The sequence below is a fragment of the Humibacillus xanthopallidus genome, assembly GCF_006716675.1.
Classification (GTDB): domain Bacteria; phylum Actinomycetota; class Actinomycetes; order Actinomycetales; family Dermatophilaceae; genus Humibacillus; species Humibacillus xanthopallidus_B.
On record NZ_VFPM01000001.1, the window covers coordinates 1,742,493 to 1,763,333 of the forward strand.

Sequence of the window (20,841 nt, forward strand, 5' to 3'; positions counted from 1 at the left end):
CGTGTCCGCCGCGCGCGAGGAGATGGTTGGCCCCGTGTGAGATGGCGGCTACTTCGCCGGATCTCGCGAACGACCTCACATTGCTCGAAGGAGCGTCCCTCTCTAGCCGGCGGCCGTCTGTGGTCCAGAGCGGTGCGACACGAGCGTTTTCAGGCATGCGCCATGCCGTTGGAACACGACAATGGTGCGGTGACCATCCAGATCGATCAATCCGGAACAGCGCACCGGCCGGACCCAGCCTCGTTCGCATCTTGGGCGAGCGACCAACGTGTATTCATCTCCTCGACGATGGGAGCTTTGACTCCGTTGCGGGGGGCGTTGGCGAACGCGATCGCAGACCTAGGCGCGTACCCGGTTTGGTTCGAGGATTTCGGTGGCCGTGACGACGATGCTGAGGTCGCCTACCTGGGTGAGGTTGCGACGAGCACCATCTACCTCGGAATCCTTGGACGCGACTATGGGCGCATCGACAAGGCGCAACGTCTGTCAGCGACCCACGCGGAGTACCGCGAAGCAGAACGTCTCGGCTTGCTCGTTTCGGTCTGGGTACAGCAGGAGGAAGACATGCTCGCCGACGAGTTCAACTTTCTGTCGGAGGTCCGCCTGTTTCACACCACGGGCTCGTTCAGTGACGAATCCGACCTTGTCTCTAAGGTCTCTCGTCGACTGGAGGCGATGTGCGCCGAGGCAGTTTCACCGTGGGCCAAGCTCGGTGACGCGGTGATCCGCGCGCGCGACATCACCGACGATGGTCGCCGTGTTGTTCTCCGGGCAGCTGTGCACTCGCGGGACGTTCTGGCGATCCTCGAGGGGCTGAGACCGACAAATTTCGGTGGCCGCGAGGTGCGGCTCACTTGGGCAGGACGATCAGTACCCGTCAGGGTCACCGATGTCACCACTACCACGACCGCCTCGCGGAGCACGGCGGTCGTCATCGAGATGCAGCGTGGAGACACGAGTTCGGGTGGCTCGCCCTTCGGCATGACCGCGAGCTTCAGCTTCGGAACGACGACGTACACCTCGGACGATCTGGCCGTCCTTGACATGCGGCGCCTGTTGTTTCAGGAGGAGCTCCCGAGCGGATTGCATACCTTCGGTGGCTCGATCCGTGACTTCACTGTCGACTTGCCGGGGCGGGCTGTTCCAATGGCGCTATACCAAGCCGTCTTCACACTCCTTGCCACCGAGGCCCTAGTTGAGTCTGGACGTGCCATGCACGTAGAGTCGGCTCAGATCTCACCGGTTGGTCCGGGCGGCCGGCGGATTCGGCTCGCCTGGGTGGGGCACACGGACCGCGGCGGGCGGCGGACGCGCGTGAGTCTCGATGGTGTGATGCCCGTCGACTCGTAGGAGTTCAAACGAGGGTGCGACTCTCCGCCACGTCGACATGCACATGAGGCGCGAGGCGCTGAGCGCTCAGAGCCGAGAGTTCGTGAACTACGTGTGCTTGAGTTCGCCGTGCCCGCCAGGACGCCTCGGCGACTACAGGCGGCTTTGCAACTCACGCACGAATTCCGTGGTCGCATGCTCGCGACCGCTGGGGTCTCTCGGGAACTCCACTGTTCCGCCAGGCACGTGGATGGCGTACTCGAAGCAACCATGGATATCCAGTCCGGATTCCACCCAACTGCGCTGGAAGATCCGAGCGTTGCGGACCTCAATTGACTCGACAGCCCGCACGGGATAGTGGTGGCCCAGGACTTTGGCGCCCTCGGGACGCCGGTCGTGTTCCAAGCTCCAGTGCGCCTCCGCACCGGGGTCTACGGTGACGACGACGATCCCAGTTTCATGTAGGGCGACAATCTGCCAGCGATTGTCGTCGAGCTGCAGGGTTACGAGGTGTTCGGGGGCCTCTCCGGTGAGGGCAATCAGTGTCATGATTGCGTCGCGCGGCGGCGCGCTGCCACGGTCTCTAAGACTTGGCAGCATCCGCTTGAGAGCCTCTTGGCTGATCTCCATGTGACACAGCATGGCCGAGCGCACCGACACTCCTAGTGAGCCCAGCCCGACCCTTATGGGCTCCTTCCCTCTCGTCCCCACAACGACGTCCGTCTTACCGCCGCGAAGCGGCAGTGTCCTACCGCCGCTATGGTGTGCCTGTGCCATCCATCGCGTTTCAGACGTGGTCTGGGCAGCGCGCGGCGCGACTCGCGCAGCTCACGGACGCCCACTCGATGGTGGGAGGCCCGGCGCCTGGGAGGCGAACACGCACCCAAGCCATCAACTGGGCGCTTGTCGTCATCCTGTCGTCTGAGTTGCAGGGGTTCTTCCGCGACCTACATGACGAAAGCGCCGAGTTCCTGGCACTACGCTTGGCGAGAGGCAACCAAAGCCACTTCACCTTAATGCGGAACAACTTCACCGCCAATCGCGAATTGGACAGGGTCAACCCGAAACCGGAGACCATCAAGGCGGACTTCGCCCGTCTCGGCGTAGACCTGTGGTCGGACATAGAAGCGCGGGTCCAGTCAGGTGCCCGATGGAGACAACAGCTGGACCGGTTAAATCAGGCGCGAAACGCCGTCGCCCACAACGATCCGGTTAGAGTGTCCAGACTGGTCGCGGCTGGTTATCCATTGAACCTGGCGACTGTCAATGCCTGGCGTGCGGCCTGCATAGGCGTTGCGAGAAATGCGGACAAGGTCGTAGGTGACCACATGATGAAAGCGACAGGAGTGCGTCCGTGGTGAGTGAGCAAGACGAACCGGGCGTGGGGGATCAAGTCCTCGTTCCGTGGGGCTTCGATGAGGTCGAAGGGGAGATCGTCGAGGTCTACAGCACAGGGTTGGGACCAAGGGCGACGGTAAGGCTTGTCGGCGAGCTTGACGGGCCTACCGTCGTCGTACCCCTTGACTCGCTTGTTGCAAGGACCGCCCACCGCGACGAGCCTGGTGGCGCCGCTGCCAGCGCGAGAGAGTACGAGGGTCTTGTCGACTCCGCGCTGAGGCGGGCGGCTGTGGAGTTCAACCTAGTCGGGCCCCGCCCCGGTGCGCCCGACACTGGCGTGGACTTCGAACTGTCGCTCGGCAAGCGTCGCCTCTTGGTCGAGGTGAAGCACTACGGTGGGAGCGGTCGTGTTTCCACGGATACTGTTCTGACGATTACCGGGCTCGCCAAGGGCGATGACGCGGCCCTCCTGGTAGCGAACGTTCCACTCGCTCCATCAGCGTTACATCGTCTGCAGCAGCTGGCTCAGGGCCGCACACGCGTGGGGTTCGCACAATGGCGTGGCACCGAGGACGACCCCGAACTTCGCGATGCTTTCGTGAGGCTCCTGTCGAATTGGTAGTGAGCGCAGCTATCTGGCGGCTTTGTGGGTGATCATTGAGTCCGCCTCCCGGTAGCGCTAGCAACGAGCGGGCGCTTCGCCATCCTCGGCGTAAGCTCGATCTCTCGCGAGGACGTTCACCCAAGATGGATCGGCACTCGCCAGGTGTTCTCGAATGGCCTTCGTGGTGCCACGAGTCTGCTCGGCCCAAGGTGGGTCACTTCGCCGCGTTGAGCCCGACACGTGGCACTGGATGGAGGCAGTTCTGAGCGACTTCCACTGCGGGTTTGCTCGAACTCACCTAGCGGCCGAGCGATCGGCAGCACGACGCCGATAACCTTCAACGCGGCGTGCGCAGGCATGGTTACGACGAGTCTGCTGCAGCAGTTCCTCATGACGCCGCTGCATCAGACGCTGCTCCTCCTCGCGCGACTTCGCGGTATCGCGAAGTCGCAGCTGCTCCACCTGCCAGATGCCCCAGCCGACGCCGCACAACGCTCCGAGGATTCCGACCACGCGGTCTGGGTGTACGGCCAACAGGCTCAACGCCGGCGCGCCCGAGAAGGCACTTGCGGCGAGAACACGACGAATACCCGACGACCAGTTCGCACTCGATTCCAGCGAAGCACGAAGGCCAACATTGGGCCGATCGCGGGCCCGGCGGATGCCAGCCACAGCCACGTCCCGGGTGCTTGCTCGGCCGCGTTCGTGGTCACGGCCGCGAGCATCAGCAGGAGGCAGAGCAACACACCGGTGGTGGTGATTGCTCTGACCAAACGTTCAGTGGTTGGTGCCCAGAGGATGTAGAGAAGTCGCCGCACGCCCTCATCGTTCACCACCGCGGTGACATTCACGGGTTGATGACGAGATTCACGGAGCACACGCCCTCCGTGACGTGAATACAGCGACGGGCGGCACCTGCAGGCAGCCCGATGCCTTCGGCACCGGCCGACGCATATATGGCGTATACATGCCCACGGCCGAGTGCAAGCCGCCGAGGGGCTCTCGGCGGAGCCAGTCACGCGATGGCGGGTCCATCCGACAGAGTCCACCATCAGGGCGACTGCAGTCCCGAGTGCAGTCGTTGCGTGGGTACCGCGATGGCACCAGAACGGGGCGGCGAAGGCGCACACCGACATAGGGCGGTGCCTGACGGGAGAGCTTCGCCTCAACAACTGCGAGGAGAGGACAGGGGCATGCGTCATCACATGGCGCGCGGGGTCAGAGCCGGCGGGAGCAACGAGGAGAACTCACACGATGTCCTGACGCGAGGTCAAGAAGGCAAGCCCTCGGTGTAGGCCTGAATGCACAGGTCGATCAGCGCGACGCGGCCGTTGACTACCTCGTCCAGATCGACGTCCGGGTACTCGTCGAACGTGCCAATGTCGGCTTCCACCTGAACCCAGAAGCGGGAGATACGCCGCAGGGTCTCGAGTGCCGCGACAAAGAGCTCCACATCCGGCTCAAGGTCGGGGTCGATCAGGTAGCGGTGCAGCTCGTGCGTGAGCTGATGCCTGTGTTGGTAGATCTCGTCCAAATGCGCGGCCTCCTCCTCGTCTAGCGCCTCCGAGTTCTGCAGCCACAGCAGCGACGACTGAAAGGCGCTCTTCGGAACCAGCGCCAGGACTTTGCGGCGATACGTGTCCTCGCCGTCGTCCGGTACCCACACGCCTCCGTGCACGTCGACATATCCGTAGAACGCCTTGACGTCGTCGATCACCACGCTCTTGAGCATCTCGTGGGTTAACTGGAACAGACCCGCGAACGCGAGAGTCGAGCGCACCCGAGCAGGGTCGAGTTTGGCCTCGAGCCGGGCCTCGTACGAAGATCCGTCCGTCACTGAGTCACCGTCTCATCCTGCGCAGACCATTCGGTGCATCTCGGCGCAGCAGACCCAGGAAATCCTGCTCGCAAGATCGCGGCGAGGGGCGCGTCTTATCGCCGCGTATGCGGGTCTGAAGGATGCTCAGTGAGTTCGTTCACTGAGACCTGAGAGGTCTACCTTGGACAGCTGTCCATGGGCCGTTCGCTCCCACCTCGTCCCACGCGCGTCCGTGAACGCGATGGCCACCCGAATATCTACCCGAGCGTCATCGGGGCGCGGTCTTGCTAGCAACTCTCCGACCCCCGCGCACTTGATCTCTCGATGGTGAGGTGTGGACCCAGTTGGCGAAAGCACGTGGAATCTCTGAGCGCCCAGCGCGTCTTCATTTTCACTGTATTGCACCTCAATGTCGTAGACGGGCACTGGCGATGCATTCTGCAACGCAAGGTTAGCCCGTAAGGACCGGCCGTCTGGGAGGGCCATCGCCACGTGCGGTTGGCTAGTCCACGAGACCCAAGAGGCCACAAGTTCCGCCTGTTGACGCTCGTCCGCCAAATCTCGAGCCGCTTCACGGTTCTGCTCGATGCCGTACAGGTCCCTCGCCGTGCGCCCAGCCCAGACCGCTGCCCCGACCGCCAATATGGTGGCCCCCGCCGTTATCCAGTCCGGTATGTCAGCCACGGAGGCACCCGTCCACAATGCAGTCATACCCCCTGAAGTTCATGCCTGAACCATAGGCGCACGGCACGCCTCTACAGGGCCGCGGACCAGGTCAGTGCTGGCACTTGGGTCGCGTGGCGAGTCCTACCGCCGCGTAGCGCGCTGGTGGACGAGCCTTCGACCTCCACAATGACGCACAAGAGGGCGGGGCCCCGAGGCCGTGAGGAGTCCGTCGGGGGTCAGCGCCACTGGCCCTTAGAGTCGCTCTGAACTCCTAAGACGGTGGGTGGCTACCGGAGCCAGGCACACGCCTCGCACTGCCCTTCCGCGCCGTGACGGTCGCTCCGGGGTCGGGCACCTGGGTCAAGGTGAGGTGCTGAATGTCAGAACCGAGAGCAACGAAATAGCCGATGGGCAACTGAACCGGTGTTTGATCGTCTCGGTGACGTGCGATCGGTGCCTTCAAAGCGACCCCCCGGGATGCCTCATCAACATCAAGCTGATAGCCGTGCAGGACGCCCTCAACGGTGGACCCGTCGCCTAACCGAATCTGCGCGACGGGAACGTGTCCAGGTGCTGTGCGCCCGAAGGTTGCCTTCATGATGCTCGGGGAGTAGCGCCGCTTCATTAGCCGGCGTGCTCCGGCGGCAGCCAGTAGGGCGAACAGAACCGACAAGACGAGCACGCCGATCGTCACGAGAGCGATGTAGCGCAGATCTTCGGGGGTCAGGGTGCCGGGAGGCTTCTGAACAGCGGTCAGCACTGCAAGGGCCGTTCCTGGAGCGAAGACAAAGCCCATTGTGAATGCTAAACCCGTGGTTCCGAGCCCTATGAATAACAGCTCAAGCACCTCGCCGACGGCGGACCGCCTATACGGCTCACGCCTCTCGCGCGTCAGCTCTAGGTAGAGGTAGCCGGGGACCATGGCTAGCGCGATGAGCAGCGCGGCCCCCGATGTCGGCATCAGTCGTCGCTGCCGCTCGAATCCGGCGCCTGGGCTCCGTGGTCCAAGCCTGCCAACATCGGCAGCTCGAAAGAGGCCGAGGGCTCGACGTACACGATCTCGGCAGACTTCTCGAAGGAGTGGCTGAGGTCGGCCCGTTCTTCTGCCACCTCGCGCTCTAGATTCGGCTGATCACTCATGTGACTCATTCTGGCAGGAACTCCTGACATCCGAAGGACTCGCTCGCCGACGCACCTTGCACGAGGACATCTACGTGCCCTCCGGGTCTGACCCCGGTCGTTGGTAGCAGACTCCTCCTGCGTTCAGTGTCTGGGCCGTCGAGGCAATCGACCGCTCGGTGCAAAGCTCGGAGAACGCGCTGCCCCTCCGCGACCACGGATGCAAGGTGGACGACCACTCTCCCCACTCTCGAGCCAAGCGCTCGATGGCCAGCCGCCAGTTACACCTTCTGGCGGACCCGGACGTGCTGCCTCCGGCCATTCGAGCAAGTCTGCATTCGGGGCACCTGTGGGATGTACTCCCTCAATCCGTGCTCAGGTGAACTGGCTACCGCACGTTCAAGGCAGTTGATCCAAACCGCATGCCCCTACGTCCTTCCGCCGCCTATCGCCCACCGCGGGGCCGGCGTACAGCGCCGGGAGTGGGGCCGGCTGGAGCACGCCGTGAGGGCCACCCGTCCGGCAGCGCCGAGAGCGCTGTTCAAGACCCTCACCGCGTGACGCCGTGAGCTGCTCACCTTCTGCCGGACCGGGGTCACGAACGCGCACGCCGGGGCGGCGACCCTGACCGCGAAAACCTTCAAAAGGCTCGGCGTGGGTACCGCAACCACGACAACTACCGATGCCGCATCATTGGCTGGGCGCCCAAGCCCGATCGCGGCGTGAACACCCAGACCACGCTCAAAGTTGAAGAGCCGCCAAAGGGCGGCGTGCGATCAGACATCATGCGTGACCACGGGGTCACCCTCCGGGCTTCGCTACAGACCTACACCGTCAGAAGCGCAGAACTTGTCGAGACTGCGTCGCAAGAGCAGGACGGACACGACGGCCGCCTCGGCGTGCTCGAACTTGAGCGTCTCGGCCACCGCGGCAATCAATCCCTGCCCAAGGGCCACCTCGCCATCACCAAGACGCGACTCGCCGGCCTCCGTGCAGAGGCGCTGACGCAGCGCTCGCTGGGCGTCGTTCCATTTGTCACGACCGAACCTTCTCAGACGACTTCGCCCAAGGCTGCCCATACCCAGCGCGTCCTCGCCAAGCAGCAGTAGCCCGAGCTCTTCGTAGAGCTCAGCGTCCGTCATCTGTTCATATCGAGCGACGTCGGAACTACTCATATGATTCTCCTTGCAGGGTTACGAGGTCGGATCTAACGATGAGAGCCGCCAGCGCGGACTCAATGACACGGTCTCGCGCCGCACACTCACGGGGAAGTTCGTCCCATAAAGGGCAATTCATGAACTCGTCCACGATCACATCCAAGCCGAGCGGTTGATCCGGCGCTGTCCAGGTATCCGCATCCGAAATGCCACACCGGCTGAGTGTCTCCACGAGGTCGTGAGCCCGGGCTGGGGATCCTTTGCCGAGTTCATAGGAGAGACGCAGCTCGGGGTTGTTCATTAGGCGCAACTCCTCCAAGAACCCAAGCAGTTCCGCCCGTCCCAAGCCCAGCATCTTGTCCAGCACACGAGCAGTCTCGTAATCGGACGCAGAGCGCATGCCGGAGTTCCAAGACCGGCTGTCGGCCAATGCAGCCCACGCCTCGTCGGACAAGGGTTCCGTGAGGTCGCCGGCGGCGTTCGCCACCCACAACAGCCCACGGAGTTCGTCCGCTCTCCTCTGGAACATTGGTTCAAAATCCGCCAAGCGGGCGATTCGCGCGCCGAGGGTTGGATGTGAAGACGGCGGACGAATGTACGGGTACTTACCAACGAAGTCTGCGGTGATCAGGCTAATCAGCGCTCCATCGATGGCCAGTCTGGTCCTCGACAGCGCGCATACCTTGGCGACGGGCCACGCGAAACTGTCCGCCTCGAGTTCCTGGACAGATCCTTCCTGCGGTTTCATGACGTGCTTGGCGCTCACGTGCCCCGCTTCGTGCGCAAGGGTGAAGAACAGAATGTAGGGCGTCAAGCGTTGATTGATCTTCTTTAGGCCGTGCGTGGCCGAAACCCCAAAGAAAACCTGCTGGAGCGCGTAGAAACGCAAGACGGCAAGGCAGGCGTTCCCCCCCGCATCGGTCGAGTCCTCCTCCAGGGCGCGAAGCGCATCGGCGAGCATGCTGCCCGAGGACATGAATGCCGAACTGATGGAGATGGTGGGCGGGTCAAGGGTCAGATTGGTCTGCGCGCAAGGGTCATCGGAGCTCGTGACCACGGCGATTGCGTTCGCGAGCGGTTGGCTCGCGATGGGCCCGTGAACCGTGACGGCCGCCTCGCGGACGACTTCTAACGCTGCAGGCAACATCATGCCTAGAACTTCGCTAGGTGCCGTGAAGATTAGCCGACGGCGCCCCCACCGTCGGCTTGCTGCGATCAGTTCTTTAGACCTCGGGTCTCTCGACAAGCTGTCGATCAATCCAGGCCAATCACCTTCGAGTTTCGAGACTCGTGGATCGACAGCTCTCTTGCGTTTCCACCACACTCCAACCTCCGCACACGAGTTCGGTCTTCAAGCCACCCAGGGCCTGAGAAGATCATGGGACAGTTGCGCCTCCTGCAACCGTGGGAGACCGACTCGTCTCAGGTGGTGAGCACCCGCATGTCAAGTCGTCAGACCTCTCCGGGGTTGAACCCCCCGCGCGCTCGCCTCAACATGGTGACGGGTAAGTGCACCAACTCAACGGGCGTCCGGTCACCGTGATCTCGACTCGGATGCGAGCGCGGTCAACCGCCGCCGGCAGGGGGGCGCCCATTTCGCCGTGTAAGGCGGCGAGCCCTGCTGATGATCAGGGCGCGCAGCGAGGGACGGTCCTTGACTTGTAGAAGTCGAACCTCACACCGCTCGAATCGGGGACAACGATGACCGGGTCTCGACCGCGACGCCATTCTTCCGGCGCTAGGATGTAGCGCCCGCCAGAGCGAATGAGAAGGCGAAGACCTGTGTAGCAGTACCGATACTGCGCCGAGTCATCGCTGATTTCTACACCCAGCGTGCCGGCACCGGTGATGTGGAGGTCCTTACTGCTCAGGAGCATCACTGCTGGTCGCCCTTGGAGATTCGCCGCAAGGTCCTGAGCCACTTGCATTCCGCGATAGGACGCGTAGCTGGAGACGGTCCAGAAGCCCAGAACCAAGATGAGCATGGTGACCATGGCACGGACGACACCTTGTGCGCTGGGACCGCCACCCCCTACCGCTGTGCGCTCGTCGCTCCGACGACTGAGCCACCAACCGCCGTAAGCCGCCACAATCGATCCGGACAGGAGAAGGACCGGGACGACCGGCCACGCCGTACGGAAAATGACTATGCCCGCCACGGCTGCGGCGCCCACTGCAACGGCGATCGCTCCCAGAACTAACAGTGGGAGGCCGATCACGAGGCTCTTCTGTTGTTGTCGAAGCACTTGGTGAACGACGAGTCCGAACAGCACCACCACCAACGCCATGGCGGCCGGCCAGTATGCAGAGCCCACGCTCCTCAACACGTAGTCCCTGAACGAGAGGTCGAGCACGTCCAACTCGATCCCGAAGTAGCTGAAAGTCGATGCAGCTCTGGCCCAGCCGAAGTAGAAGAGCAGCGCACCCACCAGACCTGTCAGGCCAGCCACTCTCGCAGCCGTCTCCAATGCCCGGCTCATGGCGGATTCGGGCCGCTGCTGCGACGTGTTTTGCTGTTTTGCCCGGGCGGCCCGTCTAGATGACGCGGGGAGGCGACCGCGAGCTACTCGGTCAGCGTCAGCGCGGCGCATTCGTCGAATCCTAAAGATCGAGCCCTTTCAGATGCCGTTCGTCCTGACGCAACGTAGCGCTCCCTCGCGTTGGCGATCACGGCCGAGTCGCTGCCCTGGTAGCTGTTCAGTAGGTCCCCTCCCGCGGTCGCGTAGTCGGCGAAGGCGGCCGCAAGTTCCGGGTAGCCAAGCGTCTCGAACTCGGTCGCCAACCGAGATGCTGTCTCGTTGATGGCGTCCTGAGTGGACGGATCCGGCCAACCGTCAGGCATGTGTGTGCGACTCACGGCCGCTGCCCTACACAGCTCATTGACGTCCACGGTTGTCGGCATGGGCTCAGGCGGGCCAGCGGCGCCCCCGTTTGGATCCGTATTCGCTGGCGCTGTGGCAGTGGGTTCAACCGGACCGCCGGCGCCGCCGTCAAGTTGCTCGCCATCGCCTTGTGGAGCCAGGCCACGCGAGGTTGTCGAACCGACTGTGGACCCAGTCTCAGCCGTCGATTCGCACGCGGCCCCCAGGAGGGCGACCGGGATCACGGCCATGCAGAACACGGCGGCACGCAACCATCGGATAGACATGACTGACTCCTATGGGCACCATTACCAACGTAACACCGAGTCCGTCGTGCGGTGCACGGAATCGATTCCCGGTGGACGCAATTCACGCACCACACCGAAGGGACCACCGGTGTGTACCGGCGCCGTCCAAATGAGAAGCGCCGCGCCTTGCCGCTTCTATCCTCCGCCCATGCCGTCCGCTGTCCACCGAGACCCAGTGCGTGTGCCTGTGATCGTCAGTCGCCCGACTCATCACTCCATGGCTTACAAGATGCGTCTATCCGCCGCCTGCGCGCGCGAGAACCGCAACGGGTCTAGCGTCTTCAAGTCCCAGACGCCCGGCCGCGTTGGCGGCGAGCGGGGTCTGGTCCGGTAGCCCGTCGCCGCGTGAGGTGACCCAATGTCCGTTCCCACGTCTCTCCTGCCATTCCAGCCCGCGACAATGTCGACGGCGCAACTGGCAGCGGTCTCCTACCTGGCCCGCTACGCCGGGCGCACCCACACCCTCTATGCCTTCCAACTCCGGGAATGGTTCGCCTGGTGCGAGCGCAACGGGCTCGACGCCCTGACCGGAATCCAGCGAGCCCACGTCGAGCTCTACATCCGCCAACTCGGCGACCGGGGGCTGATGGATTCCTCCGTCGTCACGATGATGCACGCCATCCGCGGCTACTTCCGGTTCGCCCACATCGACGGACTCATCGCCGCCGACCCAGCCGTGTACGCCCGGCTGCCCAAGATCCATCGCGACGAGACCCGCACCCAGGGCCTTGACCGGCTCGAGCTGATCCGGTTCCTTCAGGTCGCCCAGACCATCACCGTCCACCACGGCGCCCTCGCCTACCTGCTCGGCATCAACGCCCTCCGAGCCTCCGAAGCCGCAGCCGTGCGGATCGAAGACTACGCCGACACCCTCCGCGGCCACCGCGTGCTGCACCTGGTCGGCAAGGGCAACAAGCCCGTGACCATGCCTGTCACCGTCCCCGTCCTGCGCGCACTCGAGGCATGCCGCGGCACTCGCACCAACGGCCCACTGGTGCTCCGACCGGTCTCCGGCAAACCGGTGGATCGACGCGACGTCTACCGAATGGTCGCGCGCATCGCAAAGAATGCCGGCATCCCGCGGCACATCAGTCCCCACTCACTACGGCACGCCGCCATCACCAACGCCCTCGACGCCGGCGTCCCGCTCCGCGACGCGCCGATCCTCGCCCGTCACGCCGACCCGCGAACCACCGAGCACTACGACCGCGCCCGAGGCAACCTTGACCGACACGGCGTCCACTTCCTCACCGCCTACGTGGCCGGGGTCTGACCTGCCGGGACGCCGTCTGCGTCAACTCCGCCCAGTTAGGGCGTGTGTGGCGGACCGCGGCCTACCGCCCAGTTGGACCCTCGCGACAACCGCGAGGGCAGGTGTCGCGCGGAAGCCTCCGTCTCCGGACAGATGCGCAGATCCCCGCTGCAGAAAGCTCGACCGGAAAGGTCCATAGGATCTCAACCCCGTGACACGAGACGCTCGCACGCTCGGCCCGCTGAATAATCGTTTCCATCCGTGCGCGGCCAAGTGGAGTCTGGGTGAAAGTGACGAGTGAGGCTGCTTGGACGGGTAGTCGTCATCGACCGGAACGCGGGCCATCCTTGTCGATCCTGTCGAGTGCCGCGCCAAGCCTCCGGTTAACGATGTCTCTGCCCTTTTCGATAGATGGCCCCACGGCCCACACGACCGTAACGAGTGTTCCAAGCACAATGGCAAGAACGGGCCGGTCGCTATGGGCAAGGTAGCCTCCAACAGCGATCCCGCCCAACGGTCCAGGCTTGGCCTTTGCGACAAGATTTATCAACGCCTCGTATCCGCTTGGAGGAGACCCAAGCACGGATACGGGGAGTTCAATTATGAGCTCCGCCAACGGTCGAACCTGGCGCCGCGCCGAGCTATGAACCCATCTGCGCTCACGCCTTTGTGAACTGATATACGTTTCAGCCGCGAATCGATCGACTACCGCTCGGAACCGATCCTCACCGGACCCATATCCCGGAAGATCGTTAGGGTACCAACCCGAACCGTGCGCGGCATCAAGCACAGACCATTCCTCGTTCAGCAGCACTGCACCGTAGGCGCCCGATACCGAGACTTCGCGCTGCCCCAATAACCGCTCGAGGACTTGCGCCGGGGTGAATTGGTAAACGGAGGGAGATTCCCCCACACGGCTACCACCCATGAATTCGATTTCGGCAGGCGCTAACGAGAAGCTGAGGGACTGAATAGCCCACATGCCACTCGGCAGCGCAGCTTCGGCCGTGGACTCCACAAACCACTGAGAATCTCGGAGGGCACGCGGTTGGTTGGAAGGCTCGGTCACCCTCGACAGGCTACGGCAGGAGTACTTGACTGTCAGTCAAGCGGGCGCTGGCGCGGGGAACCACGTCACGGCGGATGTTCAATGTAGCCAAGCGCATTATCGATAGGGACCGGAGTGGCACGGGCGGCATCGTCGGCCGGCTCTTGCAGCCTGTCTGGATCTCGACCGCCCTGCCCACCGGCGTCCCACCGAGCACTACGACCGCACCCGAGCAACCCACGCCAGCACGGCCTGCTCTGGCACAGTGGGAGCGCCGTCTCCGCCGATGGTCACGGTTCCCAACTATTCAGAATGCCGGACTCCCGCCCCGTTTGCGGCCCAACGAGGCGACTCGACACAGTGTTGCGAGGTGCTCGCAACGACGTCAGCTGCCGCGCTGGCTGTCTAGACGAACGCTTGCGAGGCCGTCGTCATGTTCATCGCTCGTGACCCCTTCCAACGCCTGTCGGGGCCTAAGGGCCAGAGATGGCTGACAGCCAGTCTGGGCGGAGGCGTCCTGTGGACAAGGGTCGTGGCCTGGAGGCGGGCCGCCAAGCTAGCGGCGAGGCGCGTGTCCCACTCACAGTCGCATCGATCACCGATCGCGAGAGGAACGTCCCATCCGGTAACGAGCCCGGCGGGCCCTGCGCCACCTTTGCAATGGGGACAGATCCACACGTTTCGACCGGTCGACCCATGGTGGCCCCCACACGTGAATCCAAAGGCTAAACCGGCGCGACTTCCTGCGGACAGAAGCCTGACCCCACGAGACTTCTACATCGACCAGAGCCAGGGGTGCATCCGTCCACGTGATGGAGATGGTGAGGGTGTCCCCGGGTTTGCACGTCACTAGGCGGTTGCCCAAGTTGTCGTTGGGCTGCTCTTCAGAGGTTATGTGGGCATCGCAGTTCACTCCGGTTACCCACACATCCACAGCCTGGCCAGTGCCCGCATTGACGAGAGTAATCCTGCCGGAGCCACCTTCGCCAAGAGGCCCGGCTCCTGCACCTCCCTGAGCGAAGACCCAGTAGGGCCGTGGCAGGTCTGCCCATCGGAGGGCGACGGCCAGCGCAGCGGCGAGCAGGGCAGCTAGCACGGCGCCGACTACTGCTGCCCAGAAGTTCGACTCGGTCCAGGTGGACGCGGTTACGAGCATGAACGCTTCATCCTTTTTGCTGTGGAGACTGCAACTTCACCGGCCACCTGCTGACGCATGTTCCCTGATGAGCACGCTGCATTCGCCATCGCCCAAGGTGCCCACCCTACAGCTCCTCGACCGGGTCTGGACGTCGCCCCATTCAATAGCACGGGTCATACCGCCGCGAAGCGGCAGGGTCCTTCCGCTGAATGCGACATAGATCATCGCGATCCGGCGGCCCTGCTCTTCGTGAGGCCTACGTCACTCGAAGCTCTCGCCTTTGGCGGCTCCACTCTTGACGATCGCGGTGGGACCTCGGAAAACATTCGGCGGTACCGACGTCGAAGTACGAGCGCTTGGAGGCTGCCGGAAAGGGAGTCGGTGCCGATTTCGACCCGCATCATACCAACCAGGTGGTCTACGGCGCTCGCGTGAAAATAGACAATGGGCGCGCGTTCCTCAGCGAGCTTCTGCATCTGGGCCTCGTCGGCCTGTGCCATATCCGCGATGTCCAGCGCAGTTCCAACCATCCTGCTGGCGTGTTCGGCTATTGGCTCTGTCCCTACCAAGGCGATCTCGCGCACGGAGACCTTCATCTCCCTCAGAGCCGTATGCATCCGGTCTCGCTCCTCCGGGTGGGTGGATCGTGTCTTCTCGTGGAGGCAAGCATGGAGCCATGGCCCGCAGGCTTCCAAGAACTCAGCCGTTGCGCGCACGAATGCCGCATACACCATCCTCCGCTCCTGCGCCCGCCAACTCCGCCTCGTGAACCAATAGGCCAGCAAGGCAGCGGCAAGCGCGCCGAGGAATGAGGCGACGAGATCGACGGGCAAAGATTCATACCCAGCAGGGGCGGCAGCGAAGTTCATGTCGCTTTGAGTGGCGAAGCGTTGGATCGGTTCCGAGCCGGACCGGACCTAAGACCTGATCGCGCAGGCGCCAGCGAGCCATGCGGACACAGTCCTTCCGCCGCGAAGCGGCAGTGTCCTTCCGCCGCGAAGCGGCAGTGTCCTTCCGCCGCGTGCAGACGCACGTGATGGAAGGGTCTAGCGTCGATGCGGTCCAGGTGCCCGGCCGCGTTGGCGGCGAGCGGGTCTGGTCCGGTAGCCAGTCGCCGCGTGAGGTGACTCCATGTCCGCTCCCACGACTCTTCTCCCGTTCCAGCCCGCGACGATGTCGACGGCCCAACTGGCCGCGGTGTCCTACCTGGCCCGGTACTCCGGGCGAACCCACGCCCTGTACGCCTTCCAGCTGCGGGAGTGGTTCGCCTGGTGTGACAGCAACGGGATCGACGCCCTGACCGGGGTGCAGCGAGCCCATGTCGAGCTCTACATCCGCCAGCTCGGCGACCGAGGGCTGATGGACTCCTCCGTCAACACGATGATGCACGCCGTCCGCGGCTACTTCCGCTTCGCCTACATCCGACGGCCTCATCACCGCCGACCCGGCCGTCTACGCCCGGCTTCCGAAGATCCACCGGGACGAGACCCGCACCCAAGGCCTGGACCGGCTCGAGCTGATCCGTTTCCTTCAGGTTGCCCCGACCATCACCGTCCACCACGGGGCCCTGGCGTACCTGCTCGGCATCAACGCCCTCCGGGCGTCAGAGGCTGCAGCGGTGCGGATCGAGGACTACGCCGACACGATGCGCGGCCACCGGGTCCTGCACCTGGTCGGCAAGGGCAACAAGCCCGCGACCATGCCCGTGACGGTCCCGGTCCTGCGCGTCTTGGAGGTGTGCCGCGGTCAGCGCGTCAGTGGGCCGCTGGTATTGCGGCCCGTCTCGGGGAAGCCGATCGACCGCCGTGATGTGTACCGGATGGTTGCCCGGATCGCGACAGCCGCTGGGATCCCGCGGCACATCAGCCCGCACTCGCTGCGGCACGCCGCCATCACTAACGCCCTCGACGCCGGTGTCCCGCTGCGGGACGCGCAGATCCTGGCCCGGCACGCCGACCCGCGCACCACCGAGCACTACGACCGTGCCCGAGGCAACCTCGACCGGCACGGCGTCCACTTCCTCACCGCCTACGTCGCCGGCGTCTGATCGGGCTGGGCTGAACCGCATCGATTCCGCCCAGTTAGGGCGTGTCCGGAACCTGCTGCCTACCGCCGCCTGTCGACCATCCTGACGCAGCGCTGTCGCGTGGCGCGAGGTCCCGATCGGGCCAGAAGGGGCAAGCCGTTGGGGCCGGCTTTGCAGCCCACCCCAACGGTCTTGAAAGTGTGTTACTTGTGGATGACGATGGATCCACCGCCAACGGTCTGTGGGGCTGCGCTGTCGAGGTCGTCTCCTGCGCCGAGGACGTTGTCGTAGACAACGGCGCCAGAGGCCAGGTTCCAGATCTTGATCCGGAACTTGTCGCTCCCGCCGCCACCGGCAAGTTGCCCATCGGTCGCGGTGAGGAGGAACCCAAACCCGGTCTCATTATTGACCGAGCCGGTGCCCTTGTATTGAGCCTTGGCCCCGGCGACGACCAGCCACTGGTAGGCGTCGCTGTGGAAGTTGAAGCCTGCCAGGCCGAACTGGAACTCGGTTTCTCCGGTCGGCACCGTCGCGCCCTTTTGATACTTGGACACGAACCCGAAGGTCGCCTTTCCGGTCAACGAGGGCTGAGTCACGTACGAGCCCGCCGCCGAGGTGATCCAGCCGCCGCCCGTGACGAACCCGGCGGTCGCGTCGTAGACGACGACCATCACCGAGTCAGTCCCGACGCCACCGTCCTTATCGGTGATCGTTGCTGTGATCGTGTACACCCCAGCCCCGCCGTACACCATGCTCTGGGTGCAGGTTCCGGACCCGGCGCTCTCTGTCACCACCGGAGCGGCGGATGTGCCGGTCCCGTCCCAGTTCACGCTGCAGGTGTGCGTGTCAGCGGTCCCGGGGTCGGTGAACGAAACCGTGAGCGGCACGGGCGAACCAAGCGGGTACAACGTCCCCGCGGCGGGGGAGGTGATGCTGACGGTCGGAGCCACGTTGAGAACGGTGAGGGCGAACGTCGCCGTCGCCGACTGGCCGATGGGATCGACGGCTGTGATCGTCACAGTCTGGCTGTCAGCCGGGCCGTCCGCGGGTGTGTAGCTCCAGGACCACGTGCCGTCCCCGTTGTCTACGACGGATCCGATGCTCGCCGTGAGCGTCACCGCCTGACTTTCAGGATCGTCGTATGTACCCGTGTTGGAGGCTGCGGATCCTTCGTTGACTTGCACCGTGGCGCTGTCCGCTTTGACGGTTGGCGGCAGGTTGGCCTGAAGGGGCTCGCCCTTGATGGTCAGGCCCGACACTCCCGATCCCGTGGGAATCGTGGTGAGGACCGCGCCGGAGGTGATGTCGACGCGGTGGATTTCTCCCGTGACGTACTCGGCGGTCCAGAATGAGGTGCGATCCGGATCGAGGTTGAGCGCGAACAACAACTGGTGTCCAGGGAGATATGTCTGGACGATGGCTCCAGCCGAGTCCAAGCGGACGACACGGTCCGTGTCCGCCACCAGCGCGCCGCCGTCACCCAGGTTGCGGATGGCGTACGCGTGGAGACCGGGAAGCCCGGTCGAGAAGTCCGCCATCTGGGTGCCAGTGCACACGTTGAACTGCTTCACCGTGTTCCCTTCGGAGGTGTACCGCATCGTGCACTGGTCGGCCATCAAGTCGATCCAGTCCACCCCCCGGTCCTCAACCGCAGGACTCCACGTGTTCTTGACGACGCCGGCAGCGTCGAGCTTGAGGAGCGCACCGCTGTCGACTCGGCCCACGAACGCTTCACCGGCGCTGTTGAACAAGGTCGACTCGACGTTGCCGCCGAAGTCGGTGGGCCCAAAGAAGTTCAGGAAGGTGCCCGAACTGTCGAACTTGGCGACCTTCCGAGCCCCGAAGGTGGTGGAGTAGAAGTTGCCCCCACTGTCGAATGTGCCGCCGGTCATCTCGCTTGAGGTGCCGGCATTGAGCGTTCCCTTGGACGTTCCGTCAGGGCCAAGCCACCGGACCGTACCTGTTCGGGTTCCAGCGAGAACATCCCCGTTCTGGAACGTGGTCACCGCGCCCGCCGGTGGGCTGAGCGCGATAAGTCCCGCGATCAATGCGGGCGAAGCGACAAGTCCAATCACGCGTCGTTTCATGACGCATCCCCTCAATCGAATGTGCGCGCCGGATGTGAACCAAGGCGTCGGCGTGCTCGACGCCTTGGTTCACGCTCCTACCACCCCGTTCCGGTGCGATAGGGACCAAAGGCCCTAAACCCGCTCGCCAGCGACAATTGCCGAACTGACCAAGGCTCAGCCCCCGCGGCAGCTCGTTCATGCGCGGGCTGTGCGAGCTGCGTCCTACCGCCGCCAGTCGACCAACCGAGGCCCCAAATCGATCTAGCAGCCGCCTGTCGGACGCGTCCCCACCGCAGGCCCGATCAGCGGTGATTGCGCTGATCAAGGCGATTGCCAGACGGCCACACGTAGGTGCCAGCCAGCGCAGACGGCCCGAAGGAGTCACCTCTCAGCGTCAGCGGGGGCCATCATGGCGTCGCGACCCACTGGAAAGAAGTCTCCCCAGCACTGGGCGATCTTGCCGTCGGCAAATCGGTAGATGACCAGCTCCTGTGTACTGATCCTCCGGCCCGTGGGAGCAATGCCGTCGAAGGGGCCGGTGTGCCTTTCCTGACCGATCAACCGTGCGGCGATCATGTCCTGCTCGACGACCAGGTCTTGCAGTTCCCAGCGGTAGTCGGGGAAGGCTGTGTGCACGGTCTTGAGCCTGTCGATGTAGCCGGCCAGCCCATCAGTGGCACCCGACCCACTCACCTGCTCGGAGACGAAGTCGCCGAGCAGGACAAAACGGTGCTCGTTGCAGCACGCGAGGTACTGCTCGTACAGGGCGACGATCTTGGCGCGCTCGAGTTCCATGGGCGCATAGTGACACGGCGCGGCGCTGGTGCATCACGCCCGCGACTTCAGGTCAAGAAGGTGACGAGTGCCCTCATCGCGGAATCTGACGGTCGCAATGGCGGGCGTTCACCCGCGCCCTGAGCGGCGACTCTGCCGGGCTTGCCTGCATTCGCTGTCCCACATCGACATACCGCCAGACGATGACCGACTCCACAATACGGTGCATCAAGGACAGAGCGTCCCCAGGCAGCGTGGTTCTGGTTCACCCCCTGTGGGGGAACCCGCAGGACTGGCGGTGGGTCGGTGAGCTCATCGAGGACGCCGGGGCCGAGGTGGTCGCGCCTGACCTTCCCTCTCACCGCTCTCCCGAGGCCGGCCTGCTCAAGGACGCCGACGAGGTCAGGGCCGTGATACGGGCCTGACTGCCTCACCTCACGAGCTCGTGGCCCGTTGTGTCGCGGTGCCACAGTCCGCCGCCGGCAACGCTTCAGGCGGCACGAAGTGCGCTCGCGAGCTTCCGGTGCAGCTCGGCGATGGTCGCGGCGGTGGAGGGGCCTTCTGCCTGGAGCTGGGGGTAGAGCTTGTTCGGCCACAGGGCCTGCACGCCACGGGTGGTGAACGTGCCGCCGATCAGGGGCCAATCGGCTTCCACGAAGCAGAGCACACCGTGCACCGGCACGTCGATGTCCAGCAAACCGCGCACGACCTCGACCTGCTTGAGCACTCCGTCGACGAGTCGGGTGCAGTCGCGAGAGCCCACGAGCAGTCGTTCAACGCGGGGCCGGAAAAGGCCGCCCTCGACCTTGAGGTGGGGACGTCCGCGGTACTTCTTGGCATCGATGACATAGACACCGCTGGCGGTCACTGCCAGGTGGTCGATGTTCGCCCTGGTTCTCGGGATCCGCCGGTCGTGCAGCAGCCGCAGCGTGTCTGAGGCAAGGCCTTCGAGGCCCTTGCCGAGTCGTTCCTCCCCAACTGCGCCGGTGTCCCAGGCGGTCGTTGACTGTCGCTCGCCGGAGAGAGCGAGAATCAGACCGCCGAGTTTCGGGTGGTTGGCTCGGATGCGTTCTTCACGCTTGGCCTCGCGCCGTTCGTACTCTCGGCGCGCTGACCCTCCTGGCGTTCCGGGCTCGACGACGTCCTCGACAGCGGGGTCGACGGCCTCCACGGAAGGGGTGTCGATCGGTGCGCTCGCGTCGTGGCTGACGCAGCGTACCGTCTTCGTCGTCCGTTCATAGATCGCTTCGGCCCTCGCGGGAAGGTGCAGGCCGCAGATCCGGCAGGAGCCGGCGTAACGCAGACGCATGCGCTTTTCGTCAATTCCCCCGTC

Annotated in this window: 19 protein-coding genes and 1 pseudogene; 8 read left to right on the forward strand and 12 right to left on the reverse strand. The window is 64.2% G+C overall.

The genetic code is table 11. The annotated features are described in order from the left end of the window. Nucleotides 1–189 precede the first annotated feature (189 nt). Nucleotides 190–1,350, forward strand: a complete 1,161-nt coding sequence (locus FBY41_RS07585; RefSeq protein WP_185748936.1) for a DUF4062 domain-containing protein — start codon at nt 190–192, stop codon at nt 1,348–1,350. A gap of 132 nt (nt 1,351–1,482) precedes the next feature. Here FBY41_RS07585 and FBY41_RS07590 read toward each other — a convergent pair whose 3' ends face one another. After that, nucleotides 1,483–1,959: a hypothetical protein gene (locus tag FBY41_RS07590; RefSeq protein WP_141842815.1), complete on the reverse strand. Its 477-nt coding sequence runs from the start codon at nt 1,957–1,959 to the stop codon at nt 1,483–1,485. Nucleotides 1,960–2,099: 140 nt separating this feature from the next. Here FBY41_RS07590 and FBY41_RS07595 point away from each other — a divergent pair, with 140 nt between their 5' ends. Both FBY41_RS07595 and FBY41_RS07600 read left to right on the forward strand, forming a co-directional pair. Next, nucleotides 2,100–2,690 (forward strand): hypothetical protein, encoded by a 591-nt coding sequence (locus FBY41_RS07595; RefSeq protein WP_141842816.1) that lies wholly within the window; start codon nt 2,100–2,102, stop codon nt 2,688–2,690. After that, on the forward strand, nt 2,684–3,289 hold the full coding sequence (locus FBY41_RS07600; protein ID WP_141842818.1) for a restriction endonuclease: 606 nt from the start codon (nt 2,684–2,686) through the stop codon (nt 3,287–3,289). Before FBY41_RS07595 ends, FBY41_RS07600 begins: the two co-directional genes overlap by 7 nt. 276 nt (nt 3,290–3,565) lie before the next feature. Here the strand turns inward: FBY41_RS07600 and FBY41_RS07605 are convergent, their stop codons facing one another. The 4 genes from FBY41_RS07605 to FBY41_RS07620 all read right to left on the reverse strand — a co-directional run bounded on the left by FBY41_RS07605 (nt 3,566) and on the right by FBY41_RS07620 (nt 6,896). After that, nucleotides 3,566–3,943, reverse strand: coding sequence for a hypothetical protein (locus FBY41_RS07605; protein WP_141842821.1), 378 nt, complete (start codon nt 3,941–3,943; stop codon nt 3,566–3,568). Between the two features lie 598 nt (nt 3,944–4,541). Continuing rightward, on the reverse strand, nt 4,542–5,108 hold the full coding sequence (locus tag FBY41_RS07610) for a hypothetical protein (protein WP_141842824.1): 567 nt from the start codon (nt 5,106–5,108) through the stop codon (nt 4,542–4,544). A gap of 919 nt (nt 5,109–6,027) precedes the next feature. Further along, on the reverse strand, nt 6,028–6,717 hold the full coding sequence (locus FBY41_RS07615; RefSeq protein WP_141842826.1) for a DUF6338 family protein: 690 nt from the start codon (nt 6,715–6,717) through the stop codon (nt 6,028–6,030). Next, complete coding sequence (locus FBY41_RS07620; RefSeq protein WP_141842828.1) at nt 6,717–6,896, reverse strand: hypothetical protein; 180 nt, start codon at nt 6,894–6,896, stop codon at nt 6,717–6,719. Before FBY41_RS07620 ends, FBY41_RS07615 begins: the two co-directional genes overlap by 1 nt. 701 nt (nt 6,897–7,597) lie before the next feature. On the opposite strand from FBY41_RS07620, the gene FBY41_RS07625 reads away from it, so the two are divergent. Beyond that, nucleotides 7,598–7,984 carry a hypothetical protein gene (locus FBY41_RS07625; protein WP_141842830.1) on the forward strand — a complete coding sequence of 129 codons (387 nt, stop codon included), beginning with the start codon at nt 7,598–7,600 and terminating at the stop codon, nt 7,982–7,984. A gap of 58 nt (nt 7,985–8,042) precedes the next feature. On the opposite strand, the gene FBY41_RS07630 is transcribed toward FBY41_RS07625, so the two are convergent. The 3 genes from FBY41_RS07630 to FBY41_RS23350 form a co-directional block, all read right to left on the reverse strand. Continuing rightward, nucleotides 8,043–9,182, reverse strand: coding sequence for a hypothetical protein (locus tag FBY41_RS07630; RefSeq protein WP_141842832.1), 1,140 nt, complete (start codon nt 9,180–9,182; stop codon nt 8,043–8,045). 478 nt (nt 9,183–9,660) lie between these two features. After that, complete coding sequence (locus tag FBY41_RS07635) at nt 9,661–10,482, reverse strand: hypothetical protein (RefSeq protein ID WP_185748937.1); 822 nt, start codon at nt 10,480–10,482, stop codon at nt 9,661–9,663. A gap of 113 nt (nt 10,483–10,595) precedes the next feature. Further along, the gene (locus FBY41_RS23350; protein WP_185748938.1) at nt 10,596–10,814 is read right to left on the reverse strand and encodes a hypothetical protein; all 219 of its coding nucleotides are present in this window, start codon (nt 10,812–10,814) and stop codon (nt 10,596–10,598) included. 787 nt (nt 10,815–11,601) lie between these two features. Here FBY41_RS23350 and FBY41_RS07640 point away from each other — a divergent pair. Further along, nucleotides 11,602–12,474, forward strand: a complete 873-nt coding sequence (locus tag FBY41_RS07640; protein ID WP_185748939.1) for a tyrosine-type recombinase/integrase — start codon at nt 11,602–11,604, stop codon at nt 12,472–12,474. Between the two features lie 2,386 nt (nt 12,475–14,860). Here FBY41_RS07640 and FBY41_RS07645 read toward each other — a convergent pair. Further along, a complete protein-coding gene (locus FBY41_RS07645; RefSeq protein WP_141842837.1) occupies nt 14,861–15,508 on the reverse strand; it encodes a hypothetical protein in 648 nt (215 codons plus the stop codon). Between the two features lie 304 nt (nt 15,509–15,812). Between FBY41_RS07645 and FBY41_RS24255 the strand changes: the two are divergent. Both FBY41_RS24255 and FBY41_RS23855 read left to right on the forward strand, forming a co-directional pair. Then, nucleotides 15,813–16,046, forward strand: a pseudogene (locus FBY41_RS24255) (site-specific integrase); the annotation flags it as partial. Nucleotides 16,047–16,158: 112 nt separating this feature from the next. Next, nucleotides 16,159–16,686 (forward strand): tyrosine-type recombinase/integrase, encoded by a 528-nt coding sequence (locus tag FBY41_RS23855; RefSeq protein ID WP_260439642.1) that lies wholly within the window; start codon nt 16,159–16,161, stop codon nt 16,684–16,686. Between the two features lie 182 nt (nt 16,687–16,868). Here the strand turns inward: FBY41_RS23855 and FBY41_RS07660 are convergent, their stop codons facing one another. Beyond that, a complete protein-coding gene (locus FBY41_RS07660) occupies nt 16,869–18,752 on the reverse strand; it encodes an Ig-like domain-containing protein (protein ID WP_141842843.1) in 1,884 nt (627 codons plus the stop codon). A gap of 363 nt (nt 18,753–19,115) precedes the next feature. Further along, the gene (locus tag FBY41_RS07665; protein WP_141842845.1) at nt 19,116–19,529 is read right to left on the reverse strand and encodes an ester cyclase; all 414 of its coding nucleotides are present in this window, start codon (nt 19,527–19,529) and stop codon (nt 19,116–19,118) included. A gap of 182 nt (nt 19,530–19,711) precedes the next feature. On the opposite strand from FBY41_RS07665, the gene FBY41_RS07670 reads away from it, so the two are divergent. Further along, complete coding sequence (locus FBY41_RS07670; protein WP_141842848.1) at nt 19,712–19,933, forward strand: alpha/beta fold hydrolase; 222 nt, start codon at nt 19,712–19,714, stop codon at nt 19,931–19,933. A 65-nt stretch (nt 19,934–19,998) separates the two neighbouring features. On the opposite strand, the gene FBY41_RS07675 is transcribed toward FBY41_RS07670, so the two are convergent. Next, complete coding sequence (locus tag FBY41_RS07675) at nt 19,999–20,817, reverse strand: nuclease-related domain-containing protein (RefSeq protein ID WP_141843279.1); 819 nt, start codon at nt 20,815–20,817, stop codon at nt 19,999–20,001. Nucleotides 20,818–20,841 lie beyond the last annotated feature (24 nt).